The sequence below is a fragment of the Anabaenopsis arnoldii genome (assembly GCF_028331025.1).
In the GTDB taxonomy this organism is placed as follows: Bacteria; Cyanobacteriota; Cyanobacteriia; order Cyanobacteriales; family Nostocaceae; genus Anabaenopsis; species Anabaenopsis arnoldii.
This window is the reverse complement of record NZ_JAQMUH010000010.1, coordinates 22,031-34,463: the sequence shown is the minus strand read 5'-3', so window position 1 is coordinate 34,463 and position 12,433 is coordinate 22,031. Positions and strand designations below refer to the sequence as shown.

Genomic DNA, 12,433 nt, shown 5'->3' with positions numbered 1-12,433 from the left:
TAATTTAGAAACCCTTGGGGGGTGAGTTAAGACGATGCTCCTCATCAACCCAGGGGTAACAGATGATTGTGTCCGGTGTTACAAGGGGGAACCTATCAAGTACTTACGCAATTGCAGAAAATCAGATCATCATCTTCTAAATTCTCTAAATTTATGGTCCAAGAATCAGTTAAAACACAAATTTCCCAGGAATTATTCAATCAAACCCTAGGATATTCCTTTTCTGTCGCAGAATTTCAAATCTATGGACAGCAACTAAAATACAGAGAACCGAAAATAGGGAAATTTTGGTCAGGTACAGGAGTTGAACCCGGTATTTATGTTGTACTTAGCAGCAAAGTGAGGTTAATTGATGACAGTGGAGAAGTAATTACCACGGTCAGAAAAGGTGAGTCCTTCGGACATCATACATTGTTTCCTAATCTTAACTGTCAGGTTTATGGTGCGCGAGCCAGTGAAAGTCTGCGTTTGTGTTTTTTCCCTGGTGAACTGCTCAAAAACTTAATGGATAAATATCCACAAATTCAAGAGCACCTGAAAACAAAAACCCATATTCTCCATTCTCCATCTCAGCAGCCATTACCAAGAGTCACTACCGGGGAAAATCACCACCAAACCAGAGAAAAAATTAGTCAAGCTTACCTTCCCACTCCTACCCAAAAAGTTCGTCATCTATTACAAAGAATTACTCGGCGTTATCCCTTTTTTGCTCAACACAGCGCTTCTGATTGCGGTGCTGCTTGTTTAGTGATGGTTTCTCTCTATTGGGGGAAACAATTTAACCTCAACCGGTTAAGGGAGATGGCTAATGTTGATCGTAATGGTGTATCGTTGCGTGGGTTAACCACCAGCGCGGAAAGCCTGGGTTTTAATACCCGTCCGGTGAAAGCTAATATCCAGCAGTTAGGACAACAGAAACTACCGGCGATTGTCCATTGGGAAGGAAAACACTATATTGTTGTCTATGAAATTACCCCTCAAAATGTGATAGTTGCTGACCCTGGGGTTGGTCAACTGACTCTTTCTTACTCAGAATTCCAGGCTGGTTGGACTGGGTATACACTCCTGCTAGAACCAACGGCTTTATTTAAGAATGCACAAGAAAGTACAACCCCTTTTTGGCAATTTTTTGAACTGGTCAAGCCTCATGGTGTGGTCATAGGGGAAGTATTTATTGCTTCCATCTTTATTCAAATATTTGGACTGATTACACCCTTATTTACACAACTGATTTTAGACCGTGTGATAGTACAACGGTCTCATTTAACCTTAATGGCTGTGGGGTTGGGTTTGATGATGTTTAGCCTGTTCCGTGTGGCCATGACAGGTTTAAGGCAATATCTGATTGACCACACGGGTAATAAGATTAATGTGGCTTTGGTGGTGGCGTTTATTCGTCACACTTTCCGATTACCTTTAAGCTATTTTGAAAATCGTTATGTGGGTGATATTGTCTCTCGGTTACAGGAAAATAGCAAAATTAAAAGCTTTATTTCTGGGGAAGCATTATCAATCGTTCTAGATTTTCTGACTGTATTTATTTATCTGGGTTTGATGTTTTGGTACAGTTGGCAAATGGCTTTGATATCTTTAGTAATTGTGCCGCCATTTTTGGGTCTGGCTTTGATTGCTACACCTTTTTTACAGCGAATTTCCCGACAAATATTTAAGGCTTCAGTTCAGGAAAATAGTTATATTATTGAGGCTTTAACTGGTATCAGAACTATCAAATCAACGGCGGTAGAACAAACAGTCCGTTGGCATTGGGAAGAGTTATTAAACAAGGAGATAAAGACTAACTTTTCTGGGCAAGTAATTGGCAATCGGTTACAGATTTTTAGTAATACAATTGAGGCTGGTGTATCTACGGCTTTATTGTGGTATGGGGCATATTTGGTAATTGAAAATCAATTATCTATTGGGCAGTTGGTGGCATTTAATATGCTTTTAGGCAATATTATTAACCCTTTTAAAAGATTAGCTGTGCTGTGGAACCAGTTACAAGAGGTAATCATTGCTGTGGAAAGGATTAATGATGTGTTAGATGCTAAACCGGAGGAGGATATACAAGAGCAACAACGGCAAAATTTACCGGAAATTCAGGGTAATATTGATTTTCAACAGGTGACCTTTCGTTATCATGAGGATGCTAATGTTAATATTCTGCAAAATGTCAATTTTTCAATTAAATCAGGACAAACAGTGGCTTTAGTGGGGCGTAGTGGGTCTGGTAAAACTACAATTTCTAAGCTGGTTTTAGGTTTGTATCCACCTACTAACGGTAAAATCTTAATTGATGGACATGATATTACTACCATCTGTTTAGATTCTCTGCGCCAACAAGTGGGTGTGGTTGATCAGGATACTTTTTTGTTTGGTAATACTATCCGGGAAAATATCTGTTTAGCACATCCTGATGCAAGTTTAGAGGAAATTATCACCGCTGCTCAATTAGCAGGTGCTGATGAGTTTATCCAAAAATTACCTATGGGTTATGAAACTCAAATTGGTGAAGGGGGCGGTTTATTATCTGGGGGACAAAGACAAAGAATTGCGATCGCCCGCGCTTTATTAGGTAACCCCAAACTCTTGATTTTTGATGAAGCTACTTCTCACCTTGATACGGAATCAGAACGGATAATTCAGCAGAATTTGCAGACAATTCTCAAGGGGAGAACTGCTTTAATTATTGCTCATCGTCTGTCTACTATCAAGAATGCTGATTTAATTTTGGTTTTAGATCAAGGTATGTTGATTGAATGTGGTAGTCATGAGCAATTAATCGACAAACGTGGACACTATTTCTACCTCAATCAACAGCAATTAGGTAACAAGGATTATTCCTAAATATAGGAGATGGTTGGGCGATATTTTCTGAGGTAAATTAAGGTAAATTTATGTCATATACAATCAATGAAAATGGAAAAGTCACAACGGAAGAGATTTTATCTATAACTCCTGAGACTATGGGGAAATCTCCGCAGGTTCCAGTACAGGTAAAATCTCACGCTCATTGGTCTTTTGCAACTCAAGAATTATTAGATGCTTTACCCCAAGTGTGGACTAGGGGATTACTGTACTTTTTAGTCATATTTGTGGCAATTATTTTACCTTGGGCGATGTTGTCTAAGGTGGATGAAACAGGTACAGCTAGGGGGAAAATTGAACCGGAAGGTAAAACTATGAGGTTAGATAGTCCGGTATCTGGAACTGTCAGAGAAATTCTGATTCAGGAAGGCCAGGAAGTCAAAGATGGACAACCTCTATTACTGTTAGATTCAGATTTAGTGACTGCTGAATTAGCTCAGGTGAAGGAGAGGTTAGAAGGACAATTAAATAGGCGATCGCAATTAACTACTCTGCAAAATCAGTTAGTAGTGACTTTCAGCACTCAACAACAACAAAATCAATCCCAGCAGTTAGAAAAACAATCGCAAATCGACCAAGCTAGACAACAATTAATAGCATTAACAAATAACTGGGAGTTACAGAAGTCGGAAAAATTATCTCAAGTCAACCAGGCTAAACAAAATTTAGCCCATAGTATCACTGCTCATAAGTTAACTGCAAGCAGCATGGCGATCGCCCAACGAGAAGAAACCAGATACAGGGAATTATATCAAGAAGGGGTCATCCCTGAAATTAACCTTGTAGAAAAGCAAGAACAAACAAAACAAAGACAACAGCTATATGAACAAAGTCAGTCAGATATTCAACAAGCTGAATTACGTTTAGCAGAACAGCAAAGCAGTTATGAACGAGTGATCAAACAGGGAAAAGCTGATATTACCCAAGCAGAACTCAGAGCGAGGGAACAAGAACGCAGTTATGAAACCCTCAAGCGTTCCGGTGAATTAGCTTTACTACGTATTCAAGAACAACAAAACAATTTAGCCACAGAAATCACCGCACTAGCAGCAGAAATCGCTCAAACTCAAAAACAGATTGAATCTCTGAATATTCAACTAGCACAAAGGGAAGTCACAGCACCCATGACTGGGACTATATTTCAATTACCCATTCAAAAAGCTGGCGCTGTGGTTCAAGCGGGAACAATGGTCGCAGAAATTGCGCCGCTTAATTCACCTTTAGTGATGAGAGCGCAAATAGCAACCGCACAAAGTGGTTCTCTCAATGAGAAATTACCAGTCAAGCTGAAATTTGATGCTTATCCTTTCCAAGATTATGGAGTTATAGAAGGAGAGTTAATGAGTATTTCTCCCACAACTATAGATATAGATACACCCCAGGGGAAGGTATCAGCTTATAACTTAGAAATCAGTTTACCAGACAACTGTATCCCACACAGAAATCAATGTATTCCCCTACGTCCGGGAGATACTGCTACAGCGGAAGTGATTTTACGTCAGCGGCGAATTATTGATTTTATCATTGACCCCTTTAAGCAATTACAAGCAGGGGATTTTAAGTTATAGCAGTCAATTCCACAATTACCAATTAAGCAGGACAAGATTATGTCATACCCCATGGTAGTCACTCAAGAAGATATTTTACGTCAAATCAAACTATCTGGAAAAATTCCTGAAACAGTTGAGCAGATTATTCAGCGCAAAATCATTAAAAATAGGGCGGATGAAGTGGGGATAAAGGTAGAAGTTGCAGAATTACAACAAACAGCAGACCAAATGCGGTTAGTTAACCAACTCACTACCACTGATGAAACTTGGAGATGGTTAAAAAAACATGGTTTATCTTTAGAGGATTTTGAGGAAATTATCTATATAACCCTCCTAAACGCTAAATTAAGTCATCATTTGTTTGCTGCTGAAGTTGAACCATACTTTTATAACCATCAAGTAGATTACCTACAGGTGATCATGTATGAAGTTATTTTAGATGATGAGGATTTAGCCTGGGAATTGTTTTATGCAGTTAAAGAAGGGGAGAAAAGTTTTTATGATGTCGCTCATCAATATATTCAAGATGTAGAACTACGTCGCCAATGTGGATATCGAGGGGTGATGGGTCGTCAAAATTTACATCCAGATATTTCTGCTGCTGTATTTGCAGCTAAACCACCACAGCTGCTGAAACCGATTGTGACAGCTAAAGGTATACATTTAATTTTTGTGGAGGAGATGATTCGACCCCGATTAGATGAGCAGCTAAGTTATCAGATCATCGGCCATTTATTTGCTGAGTGGTTAAAGCAGCAGGTTGAGCAGACGGATTTTCAAATATAACACTCAGATTTAATCTTTAAATTAGGGTGGGTTAGGAATTTCTAACCCACCCATTATTTACAGCAGTTTCTACCTAGATAAAATACAGATATTAATTGTAAAACTATTGTGGGGTGGGCATCCTGCCCGCCCTAGTTTACCTCACTCAGGCTTCTTCGCCCCACCCTGTAGATAATAAAGAGAAGATCGTGTTAATAAAAATCACCATAAAAGTTATAGCCATAAGTCTATTTATCATCTGGGAGAATTGTCCGAGTAACATAAATCCGCCCATGATTTTCTCCATTTCTTCTGGAGAAAGTTGCTGCAATTGAGTAGATTCAACTTCTAAGTTTTTAATGGTGATGTTAGCCATGATTGAATTTCTCTTAGTAAATGCGGTGCTTTGGTTTTGGTAACTTATGTATGTCCTGCGCTTCACTCACCTTCAGAAGTGAAATGTCTAGTTAATAAATAATACAGGGTGTAATTTTTACACCCTGTTTTATTAATCAAAATTAGCTAATTTGAGTTAGCTTTTATATGACTTTTAACCATTGTAACCATTGTAACCATTGTGACCATTGTAACCATTGTAATTATTGTAATTATTGTAACCATTGTGACAAGGTGTCGGAGGCTGTACAATTTCTTGAAACATGTCTCCCATAACCCCAACGACAAAACGGAATAACTCTGCATTTGTGATCGCTTGTATAGCACCAATATAAGTCCATCCACCAACAACTTTTTCCATTTCGCCGGGGGAAACTTGATTCAATGCAGTAGATTCAACTTCTAGGTTTTGAATTGTGATGTTAACCATGATTTACTTTCTCCTAGTAAATGCTACGTTTGTGTTTGTTTTTGGAATCAGGCTCTTGCCTGTTTCTGTAACTATAATCCCTGATTTATTTAGGCTTTTCAAGCTGATGAAACATGAATAACGTACATAAATAATGCTATTTATCATCATTTTAATAACGGAGAATCAAGGTTTACTGTCCTACTAATAACTAACTGATACCATAAACCTATTATTTCGGTTCATAATTATTGCTATTAAGATACTTTTTGTATATAAGCAGGGAAAAATCCCTAGATTGACTGCTAACAGTTAACTTTCAACCCCCATGAGTGGAGATTGCACTAATCATTATTAAGGTCTGGTGGGATGAATATCAACAAATAAAAGCAGGGCGTAGAAATTACACCCTGCTGTTTGGAGAATATCTTGGTTTTTAGTTACTGTACTATATTGAATAAGTAATAATTTAGGTGAGTAAATGCGGTATGGTAGGGGAATCAGGTGTTTACCTGTTTCTGTAACTATCATCTCTGATTTATTGATGATTTTCCAGATGATGAAACATGAATAACGGACATAAATCATGCTATTTATGATGATTGTAATCCCTGGTTTAATGCACTACTAAGAACTAACTGATACTATCAAGCCATGATTTCGGCTCATAATTATTGCTGTTAAGAGGTTGTTTGATAAGTTTTCAACAGGTAATTTTTATCTTAGGGAACAGGGAATAGGGAACAGGGAACAGGGAACAGGGAATAGGGAATAGGGAATAGGGAATAGGAAATAGGGAACACCGAAGGATTGGGGAATGGGGAACACCGAAATCATAACTTTTCAGACTCTAACTACTAATAGCGCCTCTGACTAAAATTACTGTACAGTCTACCCCAGAGGCGATCGCCTCTGGGATATTACCTTGTACTGCTTGCTGTAATAACCCCTCACGGGAAGCTCCTAAAACCACTACATCATAATCGTCGTCTTTTACCAGGTTAATCACTCCTTCGGCCACGGAGTCAGCTTGTAGGGGGATAGCAACCACATGACTGGATAACTGACGACGACCCATTAAGACGCGGATGGCTTGTTCTAAAACCGTCATGTCTGGTTGTAACTGGGAGGGTTTAAACACCTGTGTCAGGCGAATATATGGATGTTCCCCCAAGGTGGCTAAAGCGGGTAAGAGTTTAATCGCTGCTGTCGCATTGGGACCGCCAGCCATTGTCACCAACCAACGGTTAAATTGAGGAGAGGTAGAGGGGGTTAATTGTGGTTCGGTCAGGAGTTGAACAGATGGGGGAAATGGGGAAGGGGAAATTTTACCCAGTTTGACTAACATCACATCACAGGTTGCTTGGCGAATGATGGTATCTACAACATTGCCAAAAATCCGACCGGGGGTAGAAGTTTCACCTTTCCACCCCATTAAAATCAGGTTGATGTGTCGTTCGTTGATGGTTTCTAATATGGCTTGGGCGGGGTCGTGGGCGACTCTAATTTGGGTGTGTAGGGGAATTTTCCACTTTTTGGCTAAAACTTCCGCTTGGCGTAGTAGGCGGCGACTGTGAACTGTTCTGACTGGTGTTTCTGATGGCGAAGTGTGACGGGATACTAAAATGATTTGTACACATTCTATTTCATAGTGGCGATCGCGGGCAATAGCGGCGGCCATTTCTAAGAGGATACCGGCGGTGTGGGGATTGGCTATTGGTATCAATAATCTACCTCTGCCAATATTGGGCGATCGCGTTTGATAAACTAAGTAAGAAGGTTCCGTATGTGCTTTACTCACGTTCCCATGGTTGAGGTGTTCAGCTTGGGCGCGGATAATATCTGCACGGGTAATAATTCCAATTAACTTTCTCCCTTCTACTACTGGTAGGCGGCTAATTTGATACCTATCCAGCAAATACAACACATGACTGAGGTTATCCTTGGGTTGTACTGTCATGGGGGAGGGCTGCATAATAGACTTTAATAGTACCTTCTGTGGGGGTTGGCTCTGGTCTAGGATGTAGGAGTCACTATCGCGCTTAGTCACTAAATCCGATTGTGTAATCATTCCTACCAGTTTACCCTCCTCTACCACTGGAAAACCGCGATGATGGGAACGAGAAAATACTTGCATTGTTGCTTCTAATGTCATGTCTGCATCCAGGGTTTCTACTCGATGCTGCATGACATCATTGGCTGTTAATTTCCCTAATATCCCCTCGTTGGAAACTGCTTTGGTAATAGTGATCCCTTTTAGCCGTAATAGTTTGTCGTAGAGTGACCCCGGAATTACTTTGTCGGAAACCAAGTAAGCAGCTACAGAGACAATCATTAAGGGTAATACCAGATTGAAATCTGTAGTCATTTCAAACACAATGACAATGGCTGTAATGGGTACTTTAGAAACTGCACAAAAAAACCCTCCCATACCGGCTAAAGCGTAGGTGGTGGGTGAGTCCACGGCTAAGAAATAAGAGGCGGATACACCTACCAGATGTCCTAAACAAGAACCCAAAATCAGACTAGGCGCAAATAACCCCCCAGGCGCACCGGAACCGAACGCAATGAGAGTGAGGAGAAATTGAGATAAAAAGGCGATCGCGGCAAAAGGTATATTAGGTTCGCTAATAATCATATACTCCCTTAAACCCGCATAATTACGGAAAGATTCTGGAAGTATTGCCACTACTAAACCGGAAATAAAACCAGCTATAGCCATTTTCAACGGTAAGCTGAGATGGAGATTTTGATAAATTCTAATACTAGTGATAATGCCACGGTTAAATAATGCACCCAGTAACCCGGCTAAAATTCCCAATACCAAAAAAAAGGGAATTTCTGGTAAGGAGAAGTTACTAGAGTATTGCAGCAATTCTAGGTTGAGTTGTAAACTCCCCCCACCCAACAACCGGGAGACTACACCACCAATAAAGGAAGCAATAATGGCGGTTCCTAAAGTCAGCCCTGATAAATCCTGGAGTAATTCCTCGACAATAAATAATACACCAGCAATGGGGGCATTAAAAGCCGCAGCTAAACCAGCACCCGCACCAGCTGCAATCATCTGGCGGCGATGGTCTGGGGAAGTGGGAACCCAGTTACTCATCCCTGCTGCTAAACCCGCGCCTACGTGAACTGTGGGCCCTTGTCGCCCTAAACTCAACCCGGAACCAAGGGTAATGATGGCAGTAACTAACTTGATAATTGCGACTTGCCAGGATAGTCTAATTGGTACATTAGCAAGGGTGGCTTTAACTTGCGGGATACCGCTACCTGAAGCTTCTGGCGCAAATCTATTGACTAAATACCCGGCTATCAACCCAAAGCTCATACCAATGGTAGGTAAGAACAACCATGGTGGCACAATTTGAGTGGTCTGTACCCGCCAAGTACCCAACCATCCCGCTCCCATTTTCAAGCATACCGCACCAAAGGCCGCTACAAGACCAATAATACAAGCTTCGGCGATCGCTAAACCTCTTGTGGGTTGCAACCAGATACGAAGGCGCTGAGTCAGAATAGAAAGGCCCATATGAAAATATCAATATCAGCAGATGCTTAGTCATTAGACACTAGACGCAGAAAATCTAGTCTCTAATCAAATATTGTGGACTTGTTTTTCTATTATGGACTGATAAACACTGATAAACCTATTCAGGTTGAGAATCGGTGGTTTCTCCTTGCCAGGAGAGTGGAACCCCTGGCTAAATCTAATCATGGTTTTTCAATACACTTTACCAATTGTAGATAATCCTTCTACTATCAAGGATGGGGTATAACAAGACCCATTCCAATCTGCGTCACTACCTAATGCTACTAGTTGTTTGAGAACTGTGTAAACGTTACCTGCCACCATGGTATCCTTAACACGCCCAATGATCTCACCGTTTTTGACCCGATAGCCCAAATCAACATTAATGGAAAAGTCACCAGAAATACCGTTGCCACCACCGAGCATTTGATCTACAATTAATCCCTCATCCATTTGATGAATTAGTTCTTGTAGCGATGCCGAACCAGGTTGAATCAAGAAATTAAATAAGCCAGGACTAGGATAACTGCCAAAACTAGGACGAAACCCATTACCGGTGGTATTAATACCCAGTTTGTTGGCTGTGGTGCGATCGCAATAGAAATTCTGTAAAATTCCGTTTTGGATAAAAACTACAGTACTAGTGGGAATACCCTCATCATCAAAAGGACAACTATAGGGACCTGCTTGGGGATCTTGGTAGAGGGTGAGACTAGGGGAGATGACTTGTTGACCTAGGCGTTCTACCCAGGGGGAAGCTAATTCTAAAATCCGCTTACCATTCAAAGCCGCTTGTACGGTTCCCCAAAGCATATCAGCAGCCTTAGAGGTAAACAAGACGGGAACCCTACCCATGGGGGGTGGGACGTTGTTTATAGACCAATCTAATCTTTGTAAAATTTGATCAGCTAATTTTTGCGGGTGCAGAATATCCCTCTGGGTTTCTCCATCAGCCACACTCAAAAAATCATCGCCCTTGACCCATTCCGCAGCCATGTAGGAGCTGAGAGTAGTGTCAGTGTAGTAACAATCTAAACCTGCACTATTACAAAGTCTGGTAGTTTCCACATCACATTCCCAGTCACTGTTGCAAAGCACATCGGGATAGACATCACGGATGAGAGCGATCGCCTCTCTCCCCCAATTTACTAATACTTCTAAGGATACAGAGTGACCTATATCTGGGTAATTTGGCCGATAATTATTGACTAAATCTACTGGTTCCGGTATACTGATACGACTTAAGGCTAGAGCGCGTTCTACCATTGCTTGTGGAGAGACACAACCATAAGCTACGGTTAGTCCCGGTCGCCCATCGCGCCATAGTCGTAGTGCTGTACCTTCAGATTCGCTGGTTTCTACCTGTTTGAGACGGTTAGCTTCAAAAAAGACAGGACGAGAAAGCGATCGCGACTGATAGACCTCTGCTGCTTCCGCTCCCGATTTAATAGCTAGTTCTAGCAGATGTTCTGCTAGGGTGTCTTGTGAGAAATTTTCAGAACCCATGACCCTCGATCAATTGTCGTGTTTGGATTTGTCAGCGAGCAAATGAATCAACGCAGATAATTATCCCAAATCATTGGTACCTATCCGCGTTGTCTGCACCGAGAAAATTTTGCTAAAATTATCTGGTTGTATGAATATATACTGATATTATGTTTTTTCGTTGGTCAAAAATCCCCCCCCCAATTAGCCCAGATTTAAATTAGCCCAAATTTAAATTTTGCAGCAGCCAAAATCCGGTAAAAGATTCTGCTTGAGGATCAGACTGGACACCAATAAAATGCACTCCATTAGCTTCTTGTTTGGCTTTTTCGTAACCTTTGGCTTCTGCTAAAGTTTGGGGGTTGTTGATATTAGCCAAAATCCAACTTTCAGTAGCACCAGTTTCTAAAATTAATCTTTGCCCTTGTTTAGTGTCAAAGTTCAAGCAAGCCAGCTCTAAACCGGACATCCACCCCGCTATAGGTAAGGCTCTGGGTGAAAAAATTAACACACCGGGAATGCGAGTTTCTGGGGAGACATTGGCCAGTTCTAAGGGAAAAGCCTCACCAAAACCAATATCCCACTCTGGCATATCAGCAAATTCAGCAGCTTGTAGGCTAACAAATGCCCATTGTTCGCCCTCTAAAGCATCGGGTAACCGTTGGGGTAAAGGGCTGTCTAAACGCACCGATGCATTGGTTCCCTGTTGATATCCGGGTTCTTGAGGATAAACCTCCTCCATTCGCTGTTTCAACCATTGATTGAGAACTAAAATCCGGCGGCTAGCTTGAGCGGGGATACCCGCATCCTGACAAGCTTTAGTGATCATATTGTTCATTTGACGGCGAAAGAAGCGGATTTTGATTGGTGCTTCCCCAGCCTTGTCAATGGCCTCCTGTAACGCAGTCCGCAACCAAACCGAATTTACCTGAGTACTGGGACAATACTTGGCATAACGAAATAAAGATTCCGGTTTGGTGCGAATATCCGACGGACTTTCGCATATTAAGACTTCCCAAACTTTTTTCTGCTTTTCATCTAAAATTGGACGAGAGTAAAAATCAATTTCCCAAATACTACTCATGTTTGGTTCCGTAAAATTCTGGCGACTTGATATTTTTTGATATTTTTATCTTAAGAGGGAATGGGGTGCAAACCAGTCGAGTAATTAGTGATCACGTCCAAGGGAAAAACTTTACAGGATACCTGCTTTGACGCAATACCTGGGCTGCAAAACTTGAAACTAACCACTCTTGGAGTTTACCAATGGTTCCCGAAGAAACTGCGATCGCGCTAATGTCAGTCATGACCCCGATCTCTAAAACCTCGGTAAAGTTTTTTGTTGGGCAAACAGGGGATTTTCCCGGATCTCCGATTACTAGTAACTCAGTAACGTTAAAATAGGTCTGATTTATTCGTGAATAG

At 41.1% G+C, this 12,433-nt stretch carries 10 protein-coding genes; 3 read left to right on the top strand and 7 right to left on the bottom strand.

Translation table 11 applies throughout. The features are described 5' to 3' along the window. Positions 1 to 153: 153 nt before the first annotated feature. From PN457_RS01000 to PN457_RS00990, 3 genes are all read left to right on the top strand, one after another. Positions 154 to 2,847, top strand: a complete 2,694-nt coding sequence (locus tag PN457_RS01000; RefSeq protein WP_271730722.1) for a peptidase domain-containing ABC transporter — start codon at positions 154 to 156, stop codon at positions 2,845 to 2,847. 119 nt (positions 2,848 to 2,966) lie between these two features. Next, on the top strand, positions 2,967 to 4,436 hold the full coding sequence (locus PN457_RS00995) for a biotin/lipoyl-containing protein (RefSeq protein ID WP_271730740.1): 1,470 nt from the start codon (positions 2,967 to 2,969) through the stop codon (positions 4,434 to 4,436). A 39-nt stretch (positions 4,437 to 4,475) separates the two neighbouring features. After that, positions 4,476 to 5,204 carry a foldase protein PrsA gene (locus PN457_RS00990; RefSeq protein ID WP_271730721.1) on the top strand — a complete coding sequence of 243 codons (729 nt, stop codon included), beginning with the start codon at positions 4,476 to 4,478 and terminating at the stop codon, positions 5,202 to 5,204. A 145-nt stretch (positions 5,205 to 5,349) separates the two neighbouring features. Here the strand turns inward: PN457_RS00990 and PN457_RS00985 are convergent, their stop codons facing one another. The 7 genes from PN457_RS00985 to PN457_RS00955 form a co-directional block, all read right to left on the bottom strand. Next, positions 5,350 to 5,559: a hypothetical protein gene (locus PN457_RS00985; protein ID WP_271730720.1), complete on the bottom strand. Its 210-nt coding sequence runs from the start codon at positions 5,557 to 5,559 to the stop codon at positions 5,350 to 5,352. Between the two features lie 174 nt (positions 5,560 to 5,733). Further along, entirely contained in the window at positions 5,734 to 6,009 is a 276-nt protein-coding gene (locus PN457_RS00980) for a hypothetical protein (protein WP_271730719.1), read from the bottom strand. 333 nt (positions 6,010 to 6,342) lie between these two features. After that, positions 6,343 to 6,519, bottom strand: a complete 177-nt coding sequence (locus PN457_RS00975) for a hypothetical protein (protein ID WP_271730718.1) — start codon at positions 6,517 to 6,519, stop codon at positions 6,343 to 6,345. Between the two features lie 319 nt (positions 6,520 to 6,838). Next, complete coding sequence (locus PN457_RS00970) at positions 6,839 to 9,523, bottom strand: chloride channel protein (protein WP_271730716.1); 2,685 nt, start codon at positions 9,521 to 9,523, stop codon at positions 6,839 to 6,841. Positions 9,524 to 9,715: 192 nt separating this feature from the next. Continuing rightward, positions 9,716 to 11,029, bottom strand: coding sequence for a TldD/PmbA family protein (locus PN457_RS00965; RefSeq protein WP_271730714.1), 1,314 nt, complete (start codon positions 11,027 to 11,029; stop codon positions 9,716 to 9,718). A 199-nt stretch (positions 11,030 to 11,228) separates the two neighbouring features. Next, positions 11,229 to 12,092 carry a Tab2/Atab2 family RNA-binding protein gene (locus tag PN457_RS00960; protein ID WP_271730713.1) on the bottom strand — a complete coding sequence of 288 codons (864 nt, stop codon included), beginning with the start codon at positions 12,090 to 12,092 and terminating at the stop codon, positions 11,229 to 11,231. A gap of 91 nt (positions 12,093 to 12,183) precedes the next feature. Then, complete coding sequence (locus tag PN457_RS00955) at positions 12,184 to 12,315, bottom strand: hypothetical protein (RefSeq protein WP_271730712.1); 132 nt, start codon at positions 12,313 to 12,315, stop codon at positions 12,184 to 12,186. Positions 12,316 to 12,433: the final 118 nt, after the last annotated feature.